This is a genomic window from Bordetella genomosp. 5, assembly GCF_002261475.1.
Classification (GTDB): Bacteria; Pseudomonadota; Gammaproteobacteria; order Burkholderiales; family Burkholderiaceae_B; genus Bordetella.
This window is the reverse complement of the sequence record NZ_NEVN01000013.1, coordinates 242,552-264,222: the sequence shown is the minus strand read 5'-3', so window position 1 is coordinate 264,222 and position 21,671 is coordinate 242,552. Positions and strand designations below refer to the sequence as shown.

General features: G+C 68.0%; 19 protein-coding genes. 10 read left to right on the top strand and 9 right to left on the bottom strand.

Annotated features, from left to right (window positions below):
• Positions 1-123: 123 nt before the first annotated feature.
• The 3 genes from CEK29_RS22190 to CEK29_RS22180 all read right to left on the bottom strand — a co-directional run bounded on the left by CEK29_RS22190 (position 124) and on the right by CEK29_RS22180 (position 3,346).
• Positions 124-510 carry a DUF4148 domain-containing protein gene (locus CEK29_RS22190; RefSeq protein ID WP_094859361.1) on the bottom strand — a complete coding sequence of 129 codons (387 nt, stop codon included), beginning with the start codon at positions 508-510 and terminating at the stop codon, positions 124-126.
• A 367-nt stretch (positions 511-877) separates the two neighbouring features.
• Positions 878-1,798, bottom strand: a complete 921-nt coding sequence (gene ubiA / locus CEK29_RS22185; protein ID WP_094859360.1) for a 4-hydroxybenzoate octaprenyltransferase — start codon at positions 1,796-1,798, stop codon at positions 878-880.
• Between the two features lie 348 nt (positions 1,799-2,146).
• A complete protein-coding gene (locus CEK29_RS22180; RefSeq protein ID WP_094797957.1) occupies positions 2,147-3,346 on the bottom strand; it encodes an aminotransferase-like domain-containing protein in 1,200 nt (399 codons plus the stop codon).
• Between the two features lie 146 nt (positions 3,347-3,492).
• On the opposite strand from CEK29_RS22180, the gene CEK29_RS22175 reads away from it, so the two are divergent.
• A complete protein-coding gene (locus CEK29_RS22175) occupies positions 3,493-3,990 on the top strand; it encodes a GAF domain-containing protein (RefSeq protein WP_094859359.1) in 498 nt (165 codons plus the stop codon).
• Between the two features lie 296 nt (positions 3,991-4,286).
• Entirely contained in the window at positions 4,287-5,270 is a 984-nt protein-coding gene (gene dapA / locus CEK29_RS22170) for a 4-hydroxy-tetrahydrodipicolinate synthase (RefSeq protein WP_094797955.1), read from the top strand.
• On the opposite strand, the gene CEK29_RS22165 is transcribed toward dapA, so the two are convergent.
• Together CEK29_RS22165 and CEK29_RS22160 are read right to left on the bottom strand one after the other, a co-directional pair.
• The gene (locus CEK29_RS22165; protein WP_094797954.1) at positions 5,255-6,622 is read right to left on the bottom strand and encodes an APC family permease; all 1,368 of its coding nucleotides are present in this window, start codon (positions 6,620-6,622) and stop codon (positions 5,255-5,257) included. The two genes, dapA and CEK29_RS22165, sit on opposite strands and share 16 nt — an antisense overlap.
• On the bottom strand, positions 6,619-7,473 hold the full coding sequence (locus CEK29_RS22160; RefSeq protein WP_094859358.1) for a 50S ribosomal protein L11 methyltransferase: 855 nt from the start codon (positions 7,471-7,473) through the stop codon (positions 6,619-6,621). Before CEK29_RS22160 ends, CEK29_RS22165 begins: the two co-directional genes overlap by 4 nt.
• Positions 7,474-7,716: 243 nt before the next feature.
• Between CEK29_RS22160 and CEK29_RS22155 the strand changes: the two genes are divergently transcribed.
• The 7 genes from CEK29_RS22155 (at position 7,717) to clsB (ending at position 15,992) form a co-directional block, all read left to right on the top strand.
• The gene (locus tag CEK29_RS22155) at positions 7,717-9,354 is read left to right on the top strand and encodes a GMC family oxidoreductase (protein WP_094859357.1); all 1,638 of its coding nucleotides are present in this window, start codon (positions 7,717-7,719) and stop codon (positions 9,352-9,354) included.
• A gap of 202 nt (positions 9,355-9,556) precedes the next feature.
• Complete coding sequence (locus tag CEK29_RS22150; RefSeq protein ID WP_094859356.1) at positions 9,557-10,834, top strand: putative Na+/H+ antiporter; 1,278 nt, start codon at positions 9,557-9,559, stop codon at positions 10,832-10,834.
• Between the two features lie 159 nt (positions 10,835-10,993).
• Positions 10,994-11,308 carry an FmdB family zinc ribbon protein gene (locus CEK29_RS22145; RefSeq protein ID WP_094859355.1) on the top strand — a complete coding sequence of 105 codons (315 nt, stop codon included), beginning with the start codon at positions 10,994-10,996 and terminating at the stop codon, positions 11,306-11,308.
• 58 nt (positions 11,309-11,366) lie between these two features.
• Positions 11,367-11,981 carry a DUF502 domain-containing protein gene (locus tag CEK29_RS22140; protein WP_255176237.1) on the top strand — a complete coding sequence of 205 codons (615 nt, stop codon included), beginning with the start codon at positions 11,367-11,369 and terminating at the stop codon, positions 11,979-11,981.
• Between the two features lie 37 nt (positions 11,982-12,018).
• Positions 12,019-13,809: an aspartate--tRNA ligase gene (gene aspS, locus CEK29_RS22135; protein WP_094797949.1), complete on the top strand. Its 1,791-nt coding sequence runs from the start codon at positions 12,019-12,021 to the stop codon at positions 13,807-13,809.
• 114 nt (positions 13,810-13,923) lie between these two features.
• On the top strand, positions 13,924-14,784 hold the full coding sequence (locus tag CEK29_RS22130; protein WP_094797948.1) for an endonuclease/exonuclease/phosphatase family protein: 861 nt from the start codon (positions 13,924-13,926) through the stop codon (positions 14,782-14,784).
• Positions 14,781-15,992, top strand: coding sequence for a cardiolipin synthase ClsB (gene clsB / locus CEK29_RS22125; protein WP_094859354.1), 1,212 nt, complete (start codon positions 14,781-14,783; stop codon positions 15,990-15,992). Before CEK29_RS22130 ends, clsB begins: the two co-directional genes overlap by 4 nt.
• Before the next feature lie 24 nt (positions 15,993-16,016).
• Here clsB and CEK29_RS22120 read toward each other — a convergent pair whose 3' ends face one another.
• From CEK29_RS22120 to CEK29_RS22105, 4 genes are all read right to left on the bottom strand, one after another.
• Positions 16,017-16,898 carry a DMT family transporter gene (locus tag CEK29_RS22120; RefSeq protein ID WP_094859353.1) on the bottom strand — a complete coding sequence of 294 codons (882 nt, stop codon included), beginning with the start codon at positions 16,896-16,898 and terminating at the stop codon, positions 16,017-16,019.
• Between the two features lie 46 nt (positions 16,899-16,944).
• A complete protein-coding gene (locus CEK29_RS22115) occupies positions 16,945-18,300 on the bottom strand; it encodes an MFS transporter (protein ID WP_094797945.1) in 1,356 nt (451 codons plus the stop codon).
• A 104-nt stretch (positions 18,301-18,404) separates the two neighbouring features.
• Positions 18,405-18,974 carry a CoxG family protein gene (locus tag CEK29_RS22110; protein WP_094797944.1) on the bottom strand — a complete coding sequence of 190 codons (570 nt, stop codon included), beginning with the start codon at positions 18,972-18,974 and terminating at the stop codon, positions 18,405-18,407.
• A gap of 63 nt (positions 18,975-19,037) precedes the next feature.
• Entirely contained in the window at positions 19,038-20,255 is a 1,218-nt protein-coding gene (locus tag CEK29_RS22105) for an O-antigen ligase family protein (protein WP_255176232.1), read from the bottom strand.
• A 395-nt stretch (positions 20,256-20,650) separates the two neighbouring features.
• Here CEK29_RS22105 and waaC point away from each other — a divergent pair, with 395 nt between their 5' ends.
• Positions 20,651-21,670, top strand: a complete 1,020-nt coding sequence (gene waaC / locus CEK29_RS22100; protein ID WP_094797942.1) for a lipopolysaccharide heptosyltransferase I — start codon at positions 20,651-20,653, stop codon at positions 21,668-21,670.
• Position 21,671: the final 1 nt, after the last annotated feature.

Here is a 21,671-nt window from a genome sequence, read left to right as displayed (position 1 = left end):
TGGCGGTCCGCCGATTCGCGCCGCCAAAGGTCGAAGCCCGCCGCGGGCCGTGAGGGGCCGTGCGAGGCGGGCTTCTTACGGGATCGGAACGGGGGCCGATACCCGGTGCCGGTGTGAACCGGATCAGCTTGCTTGGGGCGGGTAGTCCAGGTTGCCGAAGGTGACGGTGCCGTCAGCCTTGGCCTGGGCCAGATCGGCCTTCACCTGAGCGCGCGTTTCGGTCGGACCGCTCACGGCTGCTTGGGGCGGGTAGTCCAGATTGCCGAAGGTCACTTCGCCTTCTGCCTTGGCTTGCGCCAGTTGCTGCGCCACGTCTTGCGAGCTCAGCGCCTGGGTCTGGGGCAGCGCGGCGGGGTAGGCTTCTTCGCCAAAGGTGTATTGGCCTTGCGCCTTGGCTTGAGCCAGTTCGGCTTGAACCTGGGCGCGGGTGGGTTCTTGGCTGAGGTCGGCGGCTTGGGCGCCAGCCATCAGGGACATCGACAGTACAACTGCGGTAGCAAGGGTCTTCATGATTATTCTCCAGGGGTCCTACACAAGGGTTCGGACTCGGCGGCCTATCCGTCGTGTTCGTGTTTGTTTCCCGTTGAAGACATTCTGGACTTTCAGACCCCCCGGATAAACCCGTATTTCCAGAAAACATTATTCCATCCGTGTGAAGAATGGCTGGTTACATCGGTTAACTATCCCACCTGTGGGGATATTGCCTCCATCCATGGGGGCAAGAGCCGGTATACCCAGGAATGAAAAAACCGCCTCGAAGGCGGTTTTCTCGTCGGGCTCCCCGGCGGGAGTGTCGCGCGGCGGGTCAGCCGATCGGTGTTGGCCTCGCGGGCGGGTCAGCCGATCGGTGTCAGCGGCGTGGCGGGCATCGTGGCGCTCACAGCGTGCCGGCGAAGGCCGAGACGATGAGCAGCACGCCGGTCCAGAGGTTGGCGCGGAACAGCGCGAGGCCGCGCTCCGGCCGGCGGATGTCGAACTCCTTGAGCTGCCATGCCAGGTGCAGGGCCACGGCGGCCATGCCCACCTGATAGGGCCAGCTCAGGCCCATGGCGTAGCCGGCCCAGACCCACAGCGCCACGGCGGCCACGTAAAACCCCCCGATCCAGGTCTTGCCCCGGTCACCGAATCGCATCGCGGTGGAATGCAGGCCGAGGCTGCGGTCGTCGCGCACGTCGATGTAGGCGTAGATGCTGTCGTAGCCCACCTGCCACAGCACGGCACCGAACCACATCGCGATGGCCGCCAGCGGCACGGCATTGTGCGTGTCGGACCAGGCCATCAGCATGCCCCAGTTGAAGCAGATGCCCAGCACGACCTGCGGCCAGTACGTGACGCGCTTGCAGAAGGGATAGATGAACACGAACGGCAGCACGGCGAGCGCCCACCAGCGGCTCAGTTCGTTGATGAAGAACAGCAACGACGCACAGACCAGCAGTTGCGCGATCAGGAACACGACGGCCTGACGCATGGTGATCTGGCCGCTGGTGAGCGGCCGGAAGCGCGTGCGCTCGACGTGGCGATCGATATCGCGGTCCCACATATCGTTGACCGTGCAACCAATGCCGCGCATCAGCAGGGCGCCGAGCGAAAACACGATCAGGCGGCGCAGGTCCGGCATGCCGCCGGAGGCCTGCACCAGGGCGGCGATGCAGGGCAGCAGCGTGAGCCAGGTGCCGATCGGACGATCGAGGCGGCACAGGCGCGCGTAGGGGCGCCACGCGCGCGGCAGCCAACGTTCGACCCAGTCGTCGAAAACAATGTCGTTCAGATCGGGGGCGGTGGATTGAGGCGTGCTCACGGCAGGCAGGCGTTGGCGGTTGGAACGAAGCGCGCGGCCGCAGCCTGTGGCTAGGCGGACGCGATGAGATGGCGCGGCGGGATTCGGGCGCCCGGCGCAGGGCGGGAAACCTCGCCGACGCGGGACGCCCCGGCGCGGAAGTGTCCGCGTGGCTGCGACCGGCGTGGCCAGAGGCTCAATACTAGCAGGCGCGCGCTACGAGAGAGCGCACGGCAGGCACGCTACGCGAACGCGCACGGGCGAACGCAAACACGAACACGAACGCAGACAAGATCGCAGACACGATCGCAGAGACGAACGCAGAGACGAACGGACGCGGGATGAGCCCGGCGTCCGTTCGCGCGCCGATCAGACGTACGACTTGAGCAGCTTGCCCAGGATCGCGATGCCCGCGCGGATCTTGTCTTCGGGCACGGTGGCGAACGACAGGCGCAGCGTGTTGTGACGCGGCGAGCCGGCGTAGAACGGGCCGCCGGGCACGAAGGCGACGTTTTGTTCGACCGCGGCGGCCAGCAGCTTGGCGCTGTCGATGTGCTCGGGCAGGGTGACCCACAGGAACATGCCGCCCTCGGGCTTGGTCCAGCTCACCGTGGCGGGGAACTCCTGCTCGATGGCGTCGAGCATGGCGCGACCCTGCTTGCGATAGATCTCGCGCACGTTGGGCAGGTGCTCGTCGAGGAAGCCGTCTTTCACGATCTCGTAGACGGCCATCTGCGTGAGGGTGGGCGTGTGCAGATCGGTGGCCTGCTTGGCCTGGACCAGCTTGTGGATGATGTTGCGCGGCGCGGCGATGTAGCCCAGGCGCAGGCCCGGTGCCAGCACCTTCGAGAACGTGCCGAGGCGGATCACCGTGGCGCCGACCCGGTTGCCCAGCGCCAGCAGGCCGGGCTGCGGCTCGCCGGCGTAGCGCAGCTCGCCGTAGGGGTCGTCTTCGATGATGGGCAGGCCGAATTCGGCGGCGCGCGCCACCAGTGCTTCGCGGCGTGCGAGGTTCAGCGTGCGGCCGGTGGGGTTCTGGAAATTGGGCAGCGCGTACAGGAAGCGCGCGTCGGCGGCGAGCTCGGCCGTGATCGCCTCGGGAATCAGACCGCCCTCGTCGGTGGGCACCGGCACGAAGCGCGGCTGATACAGCGAAAACGATTGCAGCGCGCCCAGATAGCTGGGGTCTTCGACCAGCACCTTGCTGTCTTTGTCGATCAGCACCTTGCCGAGCAGATCCAGCGCCTGCTGCGAGCCCGACACGATCAGGATCTGGTCGGCCGTGACGTCGGCGCCGGCCTTGTTCAGGTCGTCGGCCACCCATTGGCGCAGCGGTGCATAGCCTTCGGTGGGGCCGTACTGCAGCGCGGCGCGGCCATTGGTGGACAGGACCTTGTCGAACGCGGCGCGTACCACTTCCACCGGGAAGCCGCCGGGGGCGGGCAGGCCGCCGGCGAACGAGATGACCTCGGGCCGCTCGGTGACCTTCAGGATCTCGCGAATGGCGGAGCTGGTGAGTTGCTGGGCGCGTTCGGAAAACGAACACGCGGGTTCGAAGGGCTTGTCCATGGCAGGGGGTATCGAAGAGAGGTATAGACACTTGCGGTAAAAACTAATTGTTGCATAAGGCCCGCGCCCGGCCGCGGCCCCGTGAAACGCCCCTAAAATCAATCCCACCGATTTTTGCCGGTACAGTTACAAGTAGAAACCAGACGATGTTCGAAGCCGCCACGTTCTCCGCCGAATCCAAGCCCGAGCTCTACCGCCAGTTGGCCGCGCAGATGAAAGCCCTGCTCACCGACGAATACGACCTGATCGCCAACGCCGCGAATTTCAGCGCCCTGGTGTGGCAGGCGGTGCCCGATATCAACTGGGCCGGGTTCTATCTGTTCGACGGCCGCGAGCTGGTGCTCGGCCCCTTCCAGGGCAAACCGGCGTGCGTGCGCATCGCGCTCGAGCGCGGCGTGTGCGGCGCGGCGGCCAGCTCGCGCGAGACGCAGGTGGTGCCCGACGTGCACGCGTTCCCGGGCCACATCGCGTGCGACGCGGCCTCGCGCTCCGAGATCGTGGTGCCGCTCGAACGCAACGGCGCGCTGCTCGGCGTGTGGGATGTCGACAGCCCGACCCCCGGCCGCTTCGACGACGAAGACCGCGCCGGCATGGAAGCGCTCTGCCGGATCTTCACGGAGAGCCTCAACGCGCCGCCGCGTTGACAGGCGCGCGCGGGGCGCGGCAGAATGCCGGCTCGGCGATCCTCTTTTATCCCGATACTGTTTTCATGAACCAGGCCTTTTCCCACGCAGACCTCTCCCGCGCCTTCGGTGCGGTGTCGTCGCGTGCCGGCCTGAAATCCAAAAAACAGCAGCTCATCTGACCGGAGCTTGCTGTTCCGTCAGATGGGCGACGGAACAGCGGCGAAACCGGCTGCGCTCACACGCGCATTCCCTTTCTCTACACCCCTTCGCGTATCTGCACGGTCACCATTACGGTCCGCACCGAAGGAGTGCTCATGTCGATCGCAACGCTTTCCGCCGCCGCCGGCGCCACGGCCCAATCCATTCTCGACGAGGCCGCGACGGCCGCCGCGCGCGCCGCGCTTCCGGCCAGCGCGCCCGCGTCGTTCCACGGCGTGTGGGTGCCGCTGGTCACCCCGTTCAATGACGAAGGACCGGACCTCGCCGCGCTGCGCCGCCTGGTGCGCCACTATCGGCGCGCCGGCGTCGACGGCCTGGTCGTGTGCGGCAGCACCGGCGAAGCCGCGGCCATGGACGAGTACGAGCAGCTCACCACGCTGGACACCGTGCTGGACGAGGCGGGCGCGATGCCCGTGGTGATGGGGCTGGCCGGCAATCATCAGCGCGACGTGCTGCGCCGCCTGGCCGTGTTCGCGACGCGGCCGCTGGCCGGCCTGCTCGCGCCGGCGCCGTATTACGTGCGCCCGAGCCAGGCCGGTCTGCTGAGTTATTTCGAGGCCCTGGCCGAGGCCTCGCCCGCCGCGCTGCTGCTCTACGACATTCCGTATCGCACCGGCGCGCAGATCGATACGGCCACGCTGCTGCGGCTGGCCGATCATCCCAACATCCGCGCGATCAAGGATTGCGGCGGCTCGGTGGAGAAGACACAGGCGCTGATCGCGCACGGCGGCCTGCAGGTGCTGGCCGGCGAAGACCTGAATGTGTTGGGCACGCTGGCCCTGGGCGGCAGCGGCCTGATCGCAGCCTCGGCGCACGTGCGGCCGGATCTGTTCGTGGCGCTGTACCAGGCCATGCAGGCGCAGCAGGTGGCGCTGGCGCGTCAGCTGTTCCACGCGCTGGCGCCCATCATGAAGCTGCTGTTCGCCGAGCCCAATCCGGGCCCGGTGAAGGGCCTGCTCGCGCGCCAGGGCATGATCCGCGCGCAGGTGCGGGCGCCGATGGCCGCGGCCGGCGCCGCGCTGGTGGACCAGCTCGACGCGGCCGTGGCCGAGCTCGACCGTCGCTACCCCTGCGCCTGAGCCGGCCGCAGCATGCGCAACAGCGGTATGCCCGCGATCAGCACCGCGATCCCGAGCAGCGCGCCCAGGCCCGCATACACCGAGCTCGAATAGACCAGGCCCGCGCACGCCAAGGCCAGCAGGGCGGGCGTGAGCGGGTAGGCCGGCACGCGGAAAGGCCGCGGCCGGTCGGGGTCGAGCTGGCGCAGACGCCATACCGACGCGGCCACCAGCATCATGAACAGCCAGAACACCGGCGCCGTGTAGGCCACGAGGGTCTGCACGCTGTTGGCGCTGAAGGCGCCGATCAGCACCAGCACCAGCGTGATGCCGCCCTGGGCCAGCAGCGCGTTCACGGGGGCGTGCCCGCGCGCGCTCCAGCCCGCCAGACCGCGCAGGCGCGGCACGTCGCGGCCGAGCGCGTAGTACAGGCGCGCGCCGGTGAGGATCGTGCCGTTGATGGTGCTCAACGCCGTCGCGCAGATCAGCATGCTGAGCGAAGCTGCGGCGTAGGGGCCGGCCGCGAGCTGCATGACCGCGGCGCCCACGGCGTTGGTGTCGCGCAGCCCCTGCAGGCCGAAGATCTGCAACAGCGCCAGATTGATCAGCAGGTACGCGACGGTCACCACGACCGTGCCGGCGAGCAGCACGCGGCTCATGTTGCGCCCCGGATCGCGCAGCTCGCCGCTCAGGTACGCGGCCTCGTTCCAGCCGCCATAGGTGAGCAGCACGAACACCATGCCCATGCCGAGCAGACCGGCGGTGTTGCCGGCCAGCGGCGCGATGTCGATCGCGGTGGCGTCGGTCTGCGGCGCGGCGGTCAGGCCGGCCAGCAGCACGGCCGCCAGCGCGGCGAGCGTGAGGATCGTGAACACCCACTGCAGACGCTTGGATGGCTGCGTGCCCGCGATGTTGAGCGCGGTCAGCGCCACCACCGATAGGGCCGCGTGCAGCGCCACGCCGTAGGGGCCGAGGGGCAGCAATTGCTGCGCATATTCGCCGTAGATGAAGGCCACCACGGCGATCGCGCCGGTCTGGATCACGGTGCAGCGCGCCCAGGCGAACAGCAGCCCGGCGCGCGCGCCCCAGGCGCGCGTGAGGTACAGATACTCGCCGCCGGCGCCCGGATAGGACGCGCCCAGTTCGGCGTAGCAGAGCGCGCCGATCAGCATGACGAATCCGCCCGCGGCCCACAATGCCAGATAGACGAATTCCGACGACGCGTGCTGAGCCACCAGCGGCGGAAAGCCGAAGATGCCGATGCCGACCACCACGCCGACCAGCACGGCGACGGCGTCGAGCACCGACAGGCGGGGCGGTTGCGTGGACTCGGCGGGCGCGGAGAGGGTCAGGCCATCCTGGGGGCCGCTCATCGGGCCTGCCGCGTGGCTTGCCAATCGGCCTGCAGACCGTCGCCGGAGCGGGCAAGCATGCGGTCGCCTTCGATCATGCCCACGAACTGGCGCGGCTTGCCGCCGTCGTCCAGCGTGAAGCGCAGTTCGGGGCCGCGCAGCGTGGCCGCGCTCACCGGTAGCGCCTTGCCGTCACGTTCGGCGCTGGCCTGCACCTTCTGGAACTGCTGCTGCAGCGTGAGCGAGAACGCGCCCTCGGGGCTTTGCACCTGCCAGGTGCCGGCGGCTTTGGCGGGCACGATCCACAGATAGAGCGAACGGCCGTCGACCATTTCGCGGCGGTCGCTTTCCCATTCGCCCATGGTGAAGGCGTGCGACACCACGCGCGAGCCCGGCGCGAGCTTGTCGAGGATCACCGGACGCATCTTGAGGTTCACGTCGGGCAGCAGATACATGGTCAGGACCGACGCCTTCGAGATGTCGGTCTTGAACAGGTCCTGCTTCTTGAACGTCACGCGGCCTTCGACCTTGGCCTTGCGCGCGTTGGCGTTGGCTTCCTTGACGCGCGCGGGGTCGATGTCCACGCCCATGGCGGTCTGTGCGCCACGGTCGCGCACGGCGGCGATCGCGATCCGGCCGTCCCCGGAGCCCAGGTCGATGACGGTGTCGCGCGGACCGACCTCGCCCATCTCGAGCATCTTGGCGACCGCGTCGTCGGGGGTGGGCACATAAGGCACGTCCAGCTCGACCCAGCGCGGGGGATTCTCGGCCTGGGCCGCCGCCGGAAGCGCGATCAATGCGGCGGCGGTGCCCAACAACGCAAGCCTCAATCCTGGAAACATGCGGTTCTTAGTGTGAGTGAGCACTTGCATTTCGGTTCTCCGGTTGCGGCGCGTCCCCGGTCGGGGCGGGCGGTGGGCGGTCATCGCGAGCTGTCGGAACGCATCGCGCGTGCCTGACAGATTCCTGAATAAACCTGACCACCTTAGCGCATTTAGGTTCCGTCCTGATTTTTCCTGGGGACGACCCGAGTAGGCAGAAGGCTGGCCCTGGACTACAACTCCGGTCTGACGAATTGCGCGGACGCACGTGCAACGTTCCGGAGACATCACCCCATGGGCAAGGCTGGCGGCGCGACCGATCTGACATACGACTACATCATCGTGGGGGCGGGTTCGGCGGGTTGCCTGCTGGCCAACCGGCTGTCGGCCGATCCGGCTGTCCGCGTGTTGCTGCTCGAGGCCGGGGGGGCCGACAACTGGCACTGGATTCACATCCCCGTGGGTTACTTGTACTGCATCGGCAACCCGCGCACCGATTGGTGTTATCGCACCCAACCCGAGCCCGGGCTCAATGGCCGCGAGCTCGGTTATCCGCGGGGGCGCGTGCTGGGCGGCTGTTCGTCCATCAACGGCATGATCTATATGCGCGGCCAGCGCGCCGACTACGACGGCTGGGCCGCGCTCGGCAACCCCGGCTGGGGCTGGGACGACGTGTTGCCGCTCTTCAAGGCCTGCGAAGATCATCATGCCGGCGCCAACGCGTTTCATGGCGCGGGTGGCGAGTGGCGGGTCGAGCGCCAGCGCCTGTCCTGGGAATTGCTCGATGCGTTTCGCGACGCGGCCGCGCAGGCCGGCATTCCGAAGATCGATGACTTTAACCAGGGCAATAACGAAGGCTGCGATTACTTCGAGGTCAATCAGCGCGGCGGCATTCGCTGGAATACGGCCAAGGCCTTCCTGCGGCCCGCGATGAAGCGTCCGAACCTTCATGTGATCACCGGCGCGCGGGCGCGCCGCATCGTGTTCGAGCAGCGCCGTGCGCAAGGCGTGGAGTTCCATACCGACGCGGCGGGCGTGCGCACCGCCTACGCGCGCGGCGAGGTCATCCTGGCCGCGGGCGCGGTGGGCTCGCCGCAACTGCTGCAGGTGTCGGGCGTGGGGCCACGGCACTGGCTCGAGTACCAAAACGTGCAGATGGTGCACGACCTGCCCGGTGTCGGGGGCAATCTGCAGGACCATCTGCAACTGCGGCTGGTCTATCGGGTGCATGGCGCGCGTACGCTCAACGCCGTGGCGGCCACGATGTGGGGCAAGTTCATGATGGGCGCGCAATACGCGTGGGGCCGGCGCGGCCCGCTCAGCATGGCGCCCTCGCAGCTGGGCGCCTTTGCGCGCTCCAGCCCGGACCAGCCGCGCGCCAATGTCGAATACCACGTGCAGCCGCTGTCGCTGGACAAGTTCGGTGATCCCTTGCACGCCTTCCCTGCGTTCACGGCATCGGTCTGCAATCTGCGTCCGACCAGCCGCGGCTACGTACGCATCGTGTCGCCCGATCCGCTCGAGGCGCCCGAAATCCTGTGCAATTACCTGAGCACGCCCGAGGATCGCCAGGTCGCGGCCGACAGCATCCGGCTGACTCGCCGGATCGTGGCGCAGCCCGCGCTGGCGCGCTACCGGCCCGAAGAGTATCGGCCCGGCGAGGCCGCGCAATCCGCCGAAGACCTGGCCGCCGCGGCCGGCGCGATCGGCACCACGATCTTTCATCCCGTGGGCACGTGCAAGATGGGGCGCGATCCGCATGCGGTCGTCGACGCCGAGCTGCGCGTGCATGGCGTGACCGGGCTGCGCGTGGTCGACGCGTCCATCATGCCGACCATCACGTCGGGCAATACCAACTCGCCCACCATCATGATCGCCGAGAAGGGCGCGCGGCTCATCCGCGAGGCGCGCGCGCAGGCCCGCGCGGCCTGAGCCGCGCGTCGGGCCGCCCGGGCCGCGCCGCCGCGGTCCGCCGTCCCGCCGCTGCCGGGCCGCGCCGCGGCTGGCCGTGCACAGGACATACGGGCTTTGCCTGAAAGACCCCGGCGGGCCGCTGCGGTATATTGCGCCACTTCCCACCCTGTACGGGTCCGCGCCCGCCTTCGCCGGCGCCCGGTCGCCCACGGATTCATTCATGCCGTCCACCTTAGAGCTCATCGCCACCCTGCTGTTCGCGGTGGCCGTCATCCATACCTTCTCGGTGCCTTTCTTTGCCCGCATGGCGCACCGCAATGGCCCGCACGCGGGGGTGTGGCACCTGCTCTCCGAGGTGGAGGCCGTGTTCGGCGTGTGGGCCTTCGTGCTCATCGTGGCGATGGCCCTGCTGGCCGGCACCGGCAGCGCGATCGAGTACATGGACACGCGCAATTTCACCGAGCCGCTGTTCGTGTTCGTGATCATGGTGGTGGCCGCCAGCCGTCCCATCCTCGAGCTGGTCGGTGGCATGGTCAAGATCGTGGCGCGCGGCCTGCCGCTGCGGCGCGAGCTCGCGACCTTTTTCGTGGTGATGGCGCTGGTGCCGCTGGGCGGCTCGTTCATCACCGAGCCGGCCGCCATGACGCTCGCGGCCATTCTGCTGCGTGACGGCTATTTCCGCGTGCATGGGCGCGCCGGCTTCAAGTATCTGACCCTGGGCGTGCTCTTCGTCAACGTGTCGATCGGCGGCGTGCTCACGTCGTATGCCGCGCCGCCGGTGCTGATGGTGGCGTCCACGTTCGGCTGGGACACGACCTTCATGGCCACGCACTTCGGCTGGCGCGCGGCGGTGGCCGTGATCATCAACGCGGCGCTGCTCACCTTCCTCTGCCGCGAGGCGCTGGTCGACGGCGGGCTGGGCAAGGGCGTGGCGGCGGGCGAGGGCGAGGACACGCGCACCGCGGTGCCCGCGTGGGTCATTCTGGTGCACCTCGTGTTCCTGGTCGCCGTGGTGCTCACCGCACACCACCCGGCCGTCTTCCTCGGTCTGCTCATGATGTTCATCGGCTTTGCCGAAGCCTACAAGCGCCATCAGAATCGCCTGCTCATCAAGGAGGGCCTGATGGTCGGCTTCTTCCTCGCCGGGCTGGTGGTGCTGGGCGGGTTGCAGAAGTGGTGGCTGCAGGATCTGCTCGGCGGCCTCTCGCCCACGGTGCTCTACTGGGGCGCCACCGCGCTCACGGCGATCACCGACAACGCGGCGCTCACGTATCTGGGTTCGCTGGTCGAAGGCACGAGCGATGCCTGGCGCTACATGCTGGTGGCCGGCGCCGTGACCGGCGGGGGTCTGACCGTCATCGCCAACGCGCCCAACCCCGCCGGGTTCGCCATCCTGAAGAACCAATTTCCGGATGGCAGCATCTCGTCGGGCAAGCTGTTTCTGGCCGCGCTGGTGCCCACCGGCGTGGCGGCCTGCATGTTCCTGCTGCCCGTCTGAGCACCGATCCCGGTACGGCCGCCGAAAAACGCTAAAATTCAAGTCTTTCCCGTAGTTTTTGCCGGACCGGCTCGTCGCCTTCGGCAGCCCGCGGGCGCCGCGTGCGCCCGCCGCCATGTCCCGCCACATCGTGTGGCGCCTGGCCTGGAACCTGACTTCATGCCTATCTACGCTTACAAGTGCAGTGCGTGCGGCTTTGCCAACGACGTCCTGCAAAAGATCTCCGACGCGCCGCTTTCGGTTTGCCCCGAGTGCGGCCAGGAAACGTTCACCAAGCAAGTGACCGCCGCCGGCTTCCAGCTCAAGGGCTCGGGCTGGTACGTCACCGATTTCCGTGGTGGCTCGCAGGGCGGCAAGCCGGCAGGCGACAGCGCCGCGTCGGCTCCTGCCGCACCCGCGGCCGCCCCGGCAGCGGCCCCCGCGGCCCCGGCCGCGAGCGGCGGCACGTCCGGTACGTCCGGCACGGCCAGCTGAGCCACCCCGCGGGCACGCCGTGTTCAAGAAGTACTTCATCACCGGCCTGCTGATCTGGATGCCCCTGGCCATCACGGTCTGGGTGCTCGGTCTGCTGGTCGATACGCTCGAAGGTTTCGTGCCGCGGTTCCTGTCGTCCGAATCGCTGTTCGGCGTCGGGATCCCGGGCTTTCGATTCGTGCTGGTGATCGCGGTCGTGCTCGTGACCGGCGTGCTGGGCGCCAATCTGCTGGGCCGCAGCCTGTTCGACCAATGGGAACGTATCCTCGGGCGTATCCCGCTGGTGCGTTCCATCTACAATTCGGTCAAACAGGTCAGCGACACCGTGCTGGCGCCGAACGGCCGGGCTTTCCGTCAGGCCGTGCTGATCCAGTACCCGCGTCAAGGGTCATGGACCATCGCTTTTCTGACCGGCACGCCCAACGGTGAAGTGGCATCCTATCTGCCGGGCGAGCATCTGAGCGTGTACGTGCCCACGACGCCGAACCCGACCTCCGGATTCTTTCTGATCCTGCCGCGCGACCAGATCATCGAGTTGCAAATGACGGTCGACGCAGCCCTGAAGTACATCGTTTCGATGGGTGTGGTGACCCCGCCAGTCCAGGCAGGCCATCCGCCCGAAGCCCTATCCCCGACGCACGGCGAGCCTCCGGCCCCGCGCGCCGAACCGTAACCCTTACGCTCACAGCCTATACACGGAGTTATCCCGCATGCGTACCTGCTACACCGGCCAGGTTTGCCGTGACCATCTCGGCCAGACTGTCACCCTGTACGGCTGGGTGAACCGCCGCCGCGACCACGGCGGGGTCATCTTCATCGACTTGCGTGACCGTACCGGTCTGGCCCAGATCGTGTTCGATCCGGACAACGCCGAAGCCTTCGGCAGCGCCGAGCGCCTGCGCAACGAATTCTGCGTCAGCATCACCGGTCTGGTGCGCCTGCGTCCCGAAGGCACGACCAACGCCGATCTGGCGTCGGGCGAGGTCGAAGTGCTGTGCCAGCAACTCGAGATCCTGAATCCGTCGGTCACGCCGCCGTTCCAGCTCGACGACGACAACCTGTCCGAGACCACCCGCCTCACGCACCGCGTGCTCGATCTGCGCCGCCCGCAGATGCAGCGCAACCTGATGCTGCGCTACCGCGTGTCGATCGAAGTGCGCAAGTTCCTGGACGAGCTCGGCTTCATCGACATCGAAACGCCGATGCTGACCAAGAGCACGCCCGAAGGCGCGCGCGACTACCTCGTGCCCTCGCGTGTGAACGCCGGCCACTTCTTCGCGCTGCCGCAGTCGCCGCAGCTGTTCAAGCAGATGCTGATGGTGTCGGGTTTCGACCGCTACTACCAGATCACCAAGTGCTTCCGCGACGAAGACCTGCGCGCCGACCGCCAGCCTGAATTCACGCAGATCGATTGCGAAACCTCGTTCCTCAACGAGTTCGAGATCCGCGCGATCTTCGAAAGCATGATCCGCCACGTGTTCAAGGTGGTGCAGGGCGTCGAGCTGCCCGAGCAGTTCCCCACCATGACCTGGACCGAAGCCATGCAGCGCTTTGGCTCCGACAAGCCGGACCTGCGCGTGAACCTCGAGTTCACCGACGTGGCCGACATCATGAAGGACGTCGACTTCAAGGTCTTCGCGGCCGCCGCCACCACCGCGGGTAGCCGCGTCGTGGCGCTGCGCGTGCCGGGCGGTGCCGAGCTCTCGCGCAGCGAGATCGACGCCTACACCCAGTTCGTCGGCATCTACGGCGCCAAGGGCCTGGCCTACATCAAGGTCAACGAAGTGGCCAAGGGCCGCGAGGGCCTGCAGTCGCCCATCGTGAAAAACCTGCACGATGCCGCGATCACCGAGCTGCTCGCCCGCACCGGCGCGCAGGACGGCGACATCATCTTCTTTGGCGCCGACCGCGCCAAGGTCGTCAACGATGCGATCGGCGCGCTGCGCGTGAAGATCGGTCACAGCGAATTCGGCAAAAAGACCGGCCTGTCGGCCGCGGGCTGGAAGCCGCTGTGGGTCATCGACTTCCCGATGTTCGAATACGACGAAGAAGAAGGCCGCTACACCGCCGCCCACCACCCGTTCACCAGCCCCAAGGACGGTCACGAGGACTTCCTCCAGACCGATCCGGGCCAGGCATTCGCCAAGGCCTACGACATGGTGCTCAACGGCTGGGAAATCGGCGGTGGCTCGGTCCGTATTCACCGCGAAGAAGTGCAGAGCAAGGTGTTCCGCGCGCTCAAGATCGACGCTGAAGAAGCCCGTGAGAAGTTCGGCTTCCTGCTCGACGCGCTGCAATACGGCGCGCCGCCGCACGGTGGCATCGCCTTCGGCCTGGACCGCATTGTCACGATGATGACCGGCGCCGAGTCGATCCGCGACGTGATCGCCTTCCCGAAGACGCAACGCGCACAGTGCCTGCTGACCCAGGCGCCGTCCGAAGTCGACGAGAAGCAGCTGCGCGAGCTGCACATCCGTCTGCGCAACACCGAAGTGAAGTAAGGTAAGCTGGAAACGCGGCGCCGTGCGAGACGGCGCCGCGGCGGCCCGGGCAGGCAGGAGCACCCGGGCCGTTCCGTCCCAAGCTTCTGTTCTGATGAGGCGCCATACGACTCTATGTCGCTTATTCGCGTAGTCAGCTACAACATTCACAAAGGCCGGTCCTCGCTCGGCACGCGCGAGTCGCTCAACGACCTGCGCCTGGGCCTGTACGGTCTTCGGCCCGACCTGGTGTTCCTGCAGGAAGTGCAGGGGCGCAACCAGCAATCGTCGGTGCTCGATCAGCAGCACGAATCCCTCGCGGCCGCCCTGCGCATGCAGGCCGCCTACGGCCGCAACGCCGTGCGCCCCTCCACCGACCATGGCAACGCCCTGCTGTCGCGTTTCGAGATTCTGGGCCACGAAAACGAAGACATCTCCGATCACCGCCTCGAGCAGCGCGGCATGCTCCATGCGCGCATCGACGTGGGCGGCACCGAGGTGCACTGCTTCGTCGTGCATCTGGGGCTGTTTGCCGGCAGCCGCGCGCGGCAGATCCAGCTGCTCACCGAACGCATCAAGCGCGAGGTGCCCGACGGCGCGCCGCTGCTGATCGCCGGTGACTTCAACGACTGGGGCGACCGGCTCGCGCCCATGTTCGTGCAGCAGCTGGGCCTGTACGAAGTGTTTTCGCATGCGCCGCGCACGGCCGGCGGCGATCTGCCGCGCCTGCGCGATTCGATGCGCCGCCTCACCAATGTGCTGCGCGGCGTGCCCGGCAGCACCACCATGCTCGAGCGCCAGAACCAGCTCGGCATGGGCGGCGCCTACTGCCCGCTGCCACCGCCCCGCACGTTCCCGGCGGTGTTTCCGTGGTTCCGCCTCGATCGCATCTATCAGCGCGGCTTCGCCGTGCGCAGCGCACGGGTGCTGCGTGGGCGCGAATGGGCCAAGCTCTCGGATCATGCGCCGCTCCTGACGGAGCTCGAGCTGCCGTGAAACCCAGCATCGTCCGGATTCACTGGACCGAGGGCAACCAGATCGACCTGCTGCAGAATGGCGCGGATTTCTTCCCCGCCCTGTGCGCGGCGATCGATGCCGCGCACACCAGCGTGCACCTCGAGACCTACATTTTCGTGTTCGACCGCACCGGCCGCCGCGTGCTCGACAGCCTCGAGCGCGCCGCCCAGCGCGGCGTCAAGGTGCGCGTGGTCATCGATGGTTTTGGCAGCGCGGGCACGGCCGAGGCGGTGCGCGAGCGCATCGTGGCCGCCGGCGGGCAATGCCGCATCTTCCGCCCCGAGCCGCGCTGGTGGGGCCGGCTCCGGTTTTCGCGCAGCCGCCTGCGCCGCCTGCATCGCAAAGTGACGGTGATCGACGCCCACACGGCCTTCGTGGGCGGCATCAACGTGGTCGACGACTTCGACGATCTCGACGAACACGATCACATCCCGGCGCCGCGGTTCGATTTCGCGGTGCGCGTGTGCGGCCCGCTCGTGCCCGAGATCATCTACGCCCAGGATCTGCTCTGGGTGCGGCTGAACTGGGCCCGCGTGCGGCGTCACCCGAGCGATTGGCGCCGGCTGCGGCTGCGCAAGCCGCGCCACCTGCACGCGGCGCCTTGCGGCACCCTGCGGGGCGCGCTGATCCTGCGCGACAACCTGCGCCATCGTCAGACCTTCGAACGCGCCTATCTGTACGGCATCGAGCATGCGCGGCGCGACATTCTCATCGCCAACGCCTATTTCTTTCCGGGCCATCAGTTCCGCAAGGCGCTGGCCCAGGCCGCCTCGCGCGGCGTGCGGGTGCGGCTGTTGCTGCAGGGCAAGCCCGAGTACTACATGCAGTATTACGCCACGCGCGCGCTCTACGACCAGCTGCTGCGCGACGGCATCGAGATCTACGAATACATGCCGGGCTATCTGCACGCCAAGGTCGCCGTCATCGACAACATGGCGACGGTGGGCTCATCCAACCTCGACCCGTTCAGCCTGTTGCTGGCGCGCGAGGCCAATGTGGTGGTCGACGATCAGCCCTTCGCCTGGGATCTGCAGACGCGGCTCGAAACCGCGATCGAGGAAGGCGGGCGTTTCGTGCGCCCGATCGAGTACCGCCGCCGCGCCTGGTGGTGGCGCGCCATCGATACGGTGGCCTATACGGTGCTGCGCATCGGCGTGGCGCTCACCGGCCGCACCGGCCAGTACTGAGGTCCGGAGGCCGCGGCCCGCCGTTCAGGCCGGGCGGCGGCCCGGCAGCCGCACCAGCCCGAGCGCCAGCGCGGTGCCCGCCAGGATCACGCCGGCCCCGGCCAGGATCTGCGGGGTCAGGGCCTCGTCGAGCAGCCACACGCCCCACAACACCCCAAATACCGGCACCAGGAAGGTCACGCTGACCGCCGCGGTGGGCCCCAGCACGGCGATGAGGCGGAAAAACACGATGTAGGCCATGCCGGTGCAGACCACGGCCAGCAGCACCGTGGCGCGCCACGCCTCGAACGAGACGGGCTGCTCGGGCCAGTACATGATCGCGAGCGGCGCGAGCACGAGCGCCGCGCCCAGCATGCTGCCCGTGGCGCTGGACAGCGAATCCACGCCGGTGAGGTAACGCTTGGTCCAGTTGGCGGCGACACCGTAGAAGATCGGCGCCGAGATCGCGGCCAGCACGGCGAAGCCGGTGCCGCCGGCGCTGAAATCGAGCTTGTCCCAGACCAGCACCACGATGCCGCAGAAGCCCAGCATCAGCCCCGCGACGCGGGCGGCGGGCAGCCGGTCGCGCAGCCAGATCCAGCCGATCACCGCGCCCCACACGGGCGTGACGGCGTTCGCCACCGACAGGAAGCCCGCGCCCAGCGACTGGGCCGCGTAGGCATAGAGCAGGAACGGCAGGGCGGCGTTGAGCGCGCCCACCACCAGGATGGCCTTCCAGTGGCGCGCGATGACGGGCAGGCGGCGGCGCGCGATGGCCAGCGGCAGCAGGAACAGCGCGGCCAGGCCCACGCGCAGCTCGATCAGGGCCGCCGGACCGAATTCGGGAACGGCGACGCGGATGAACAGGAACGAGCCGCCCCAGACGGCGGCCAGGGCCAGCAACTCGAGGAGATCACGACGCTGCATGATGATGACGACAGAAGAGGAGAGGGCGGCCGCGCGGCCGGGGCGATCAGCTCGCGCGTCGCATCATCAGGTTTTTCATCTTGACGCGATGCGCCACCACGGCGGCGCCGAGCGAGAGCAGGACGCAGAGTATCAGGCCGGCGCGCACGCCGGACAGGACCGAGGAATGCGTGATGGCGATCCCGACCAGCGCGGTGCCGGCCGCGCTGCCCACCGCCCGCGTGGTCTGCACCAGGGCCGAGGCCACGCCCACGTCGCGCCGTTCGCTGAGCATCTGCATGAACAGCGTGAGGTTGGGCAGCAGGAAACCCAGCGCCGTGCCATTGACCGTGAAGGCGGCGATGATCCAGTACACCGACGTGTCGGTGCCGATCGCCAGCACCATGGCCGAGCCCACGGCCAGCAGCAGCGCGCCGAACACCATCAGGCGTTGCGGCTCGGTCTGCTTCGGAAACAGGCGGCCGTTGACGATGCTGCCCAGCGGGATGGCGGCCACCAGCGGCGTGAGCACCAGGCCCGCCTGGCTGGGCGAGTAGTGCAGCTCGTTCTGCAGCAGCAGCGGGCTGTAGAAAATCAGGATGAACATCACCGCGCCCACCGCGACCGCCGCGAGATTGAGCAGGCGCGGTTCAGCACCGGCCAGCACGCGCAACGGGAAGATCGGGTTGGTGGTGCGGCGTTCGTAGGGCAGCAGAATGCCGAGCGCGGCCACGCCGGCCACCGCGAGCGCGGCCGCCAGCATCGGATGGGCGCGGTCGCCCGGCGCGAAGCCCAGCTCCAGCGCGGCGAGCGGGGCGCCCACGCCGATCACCAGCAGTATGGCGCCCACCCAATCGATGCGGGCGCTGCCCGAGTGCGCGGGCGGGATGCGGGGGAAATAGCGCCACAGCAGAAAGAAGGCGGCCGCGGCGGCGATCGGCGCGATGAAGAACGCGGCGCGCCAGCCCAGCGCCTGCGTGGCGGCGCCACCCAGCACCGGCCCGATGCCGCTGGCCATGGCGAAGGCCGCCGACACCATCGCCATCCATCGGACCCGCTCGCGCGCGTCGGGGAACAGATCCGCCGGCGCGGCGAAGGCGGTCGCGATCATCATGCCGCCGCCGACCCCCTGCAGGGTGCGGAAGGCGATCAGCTGCTCCATCGACTGCGACAGGCCACAGGCGATCGAGCCCAGCGCCACCACGGCCACCGACACGAGCATCAGGGGCTTGCGCCCGAACATGTCGCCCAGCCGGCCGAAGATCATGATCGAGACGGCGGTGGCGAGCAGGTAGCCCGTGCCCACCCAGGCATAGAGCGCCATGCCGTTGAGCGCGGCGGCCACCCGGGGCATCGAGGTGCTGACGATGGTGGAATCGAAGGCCACCAGAACCACGGTGGCGGCCACCCCGGCCATGGCCATCAGGAGGTCATGGCGCGAGTGAGCGGGGGGCGTAGGGGGAACGGATTCGGCAGGGGTGGGTGATGGGGCGCTCATGCGAAAAGGATATCACCGCTGCCTTGCGCTCATTTGAACAAGCTGTGATATCCCACCAGCACGACGACCACCACCAGGGCCGCGACCCAGGACCAGCGCGAGTTGGCCAGGCCGCGAGGCTCGGGTTCGGGCGGCGGCGGGGGCGGCTCGAGCCGGGGCTGCGCGGCCATGTGGTCGATGAAATTGGCGAAGAAGCGCTCGACCATCTTGCCGCCGGCCTTGAGGATCAGCGGCTCGCCGCATTCGGCCAGCTTGCCGCCCGCCATGGCCGCCACCGTGTAGGCCACGCGCGTGCCGCGGTCTTTGTCGGAGAGCGTGACCTGGGCGGTGCCGATGGCCATGCCGGCGGCCGGGCCCTTGCCTTCGAAGGCAAGCGACAGCGAATGGGGCGGTTTTAGCTCGGAGAGCAGTACCTCGCCCTCGTATTGGGCGTCGATACCGGGAAACTTGGCGTGGATCGCCACGTGATATTCACTCGGGGTGCGTTGCGTGATCTGAACGCAGCCCGGCAGACATTTCTGCAGCACCGCCGGGTCGAGCAAGGCGTCCCAGGTCTGGTGCTGCGTGGAGGGAATCCATTGGGCATCGGCAATGCGCATGGCTGTCTCCTGATATGTTTTGAACCACTGTACGCTCAAATATCAGGAGTGTCACGGGCACGCTCAGGCCGCGCCGGGGTCTTGCGCTCCGGTATGTGGACGAGCCGGTCTGGCGCTGGAGAGCGCGGCGAACAGCATGACCAGCACCACGTAGAACCCGACCGTGCGCATGCCGCGGAACATCAGTTCGGTCTGGCCGAAGATGGCGAAGCCCAGACAGGTGGCGGCGCCCATCGCGGCCGCCGCCCGCAGCGGCATGGCCTGCAGGGTCACGAGCCGGCGCAGGAACACGCCGGCCGGCACGAAATACAGCAGCAGCAGCGCGATCGCGCCCAGCGCGCCATTGACCGCGACGGCCTCGATCAGGTCGTTGTGCGGTTCGCCGTAATTGGACGCGACGTACTCGGATACCTCGCCGCGTTGCTGCGCCTCGCGCAGGGACTGCTGGAACGCGGCGCCGCTGCCCACGCCGGTGAGCGGGTGGCGGGCCGCCATCTCGAGCGAGCTGCGCCAGAGCTGCAGGCGCACGCAGATCGAGGTATCCGCCGTGGCGTTGTCCGTCATGCATTCCGACGTCTCGCTCAGGATCAGCTCGGCCCGGTCGCGCAGGGTCGGGTTCAGCGAGCCGAGCGCGAGCACGCCCAGCAGCAGGCACAGCAGCGCGGCGCCCAGCCGCAGCGGATGGCGCATGCGCGTGAACAACACCAGCGCCAGCACGATGAAGATGGGCAGGGCGATCCAGCCGCTGCGCGTCTGGGTCAGAATGAAGCCGATGAACGTCGCCGTCGCGGTCAGCAGCTTGAGGGCCTTGTCGAGGCGCGCGTTGGGCAGCAGCGGAATCGGGATCGAAAAGAGGGCGATGACCGCCATCAGCAGCATCAGATTGCCGTATGTCACCGCATTGAACGCGGGCGTCAGGGGGCGTTCGGTGAAGTCGGGAAAGATCAGCGCGACCACACAGGCGGTCGAGACCACGCCGGCCAGGATCACGCCCCACAGGGCATGGCGCAGGCGCTCCTGCCCGATGTATTGCATCGCCAGCAGCATCAGCGGCGCGCCGAGGGCCAGCCTGAAGCCGCGTTCGAAGTTCACGTCGCTCCAGACGTGATTCGCGGCGGCGCTCACGATCGCGGCCAGCAAGGGCAGGGCGAAGGCCGCACAGAGCAGGCGGTCCTGGCGCTGAATCGCACGCTGCGAGCCCGGCATCATGAGGATGAGTACCAGCGATCCCAGCAGGAGAATGTAATAAGCCTTGCTTCCTCCCGTCGAAGTCGAGAGCATGAGGGTTGGCATGAGCGCGAGCGCGCTAACAAATAGCCAGATGGGCGTGCGTTTCAACATTCGGTGTTCGGGCGCGTTCGCCGTGATTCGGGCATGGCCCACTGGTGTGCCGGTCTGCGCTCGTGGCGGATCCGGACGCCCGGCGCGTGCCGGACTAAGAACGCGATTATAAGGAAGGCGTGAGGGGCGACCAAGCCAGCCTGGTGCCCGATTGTCTCGGCCCCCGGGTTCTGGTCGCCATGTCCCTGATTCCGCCGCTCACGGGGCGTCATGGCGCGCGCACCGAAAAAGTGCACGCCCGAGCGGCACCTCCCGCGCTTCAGCCCCGTAGCTAATTGTTGTACATTTCGAGCACTCTCGAACCCTAAGCCGTCACCGCGGCGCGTCCTTTATTGATGGCTACACGCATATTGATCGTCCGCACCTCCTCGCTCGGCGACCTGGTGCACATGCTGCCCGCGATTTCCGACATCGCCCGGCATGTCCCCGACGCCAAGATCGACTGGATCGCGGAAGAAGCGTTCGCCGAGATCCCGGCATGGCATCCCGCCGTGACCAACGTCATCAAAGTCGCGCATCGCCGCTGGCGCAAAGCCTGGTGGTCCGAGCAGGTGCGCCGCGAGCGCGCCGAACTGCGCGAACGCCTGCGCTCCGAACCCTACGACATCGTGCTCGACATGCAGGCGCTGCTCAAATCCGCCTGGCTGGTGCGCCAGACGCACGGCGTGCGTCACGGGCTGGACTGGCGTTCGGCGCGCGAGCCGCTGGCCTCGCTCTTCTATAACGTGCGCCATCGCGTCGAGTTCTGGCAACCCGCCGTCATCCGCCAGCGCAAGCTGGCCGCGCAGACCTTCGGCTATACCTACGCCGGCTCGCCCGATTTCGGTCTGCAGGGGTTCGCGCGTCCCATGACCGATCCCTTGCCGGAGCTCACGATCGGTGGCGACGACGGCCGCCGGCTGCATCATGTGAACAGCGATCGCGGCTACGCGATCATCATGCCGTCGGCGAGCCGCGACGACAAACTCTGGCCCGAAGACGATTGGCGCGCGGTGTTCCGCCGCCTGCAGGGCGCCGGCTGCACGCTGCGCCTGCTGGCGGGCAACGAACAGGAAACCCAGCGCGCGGCCGCGCTGGTGTCGGGCATGGAAGGCGTGGAGATCCTGCCCCGCATGGATCTCACGTCCGTGGCCCGCATGCTGGCCGGCGCGCGCCTGATGGTGGGCCTGGACAGCGGTCTGACCCATCTGTCGGCCGCGCTCGGCCGTCCCACCATCGGCATCTACCGGGCCTCCACGCCGGTGCGCACGCCGCTGGTCGGCTCCAATTTCACGGCCAGCCTGGGCGATCGCGGCGCCTCGCCGTCGCGCGAGGCCGTGATGGCCTCGGTGGAACAGGCCCTGGCGGCATCCTGAG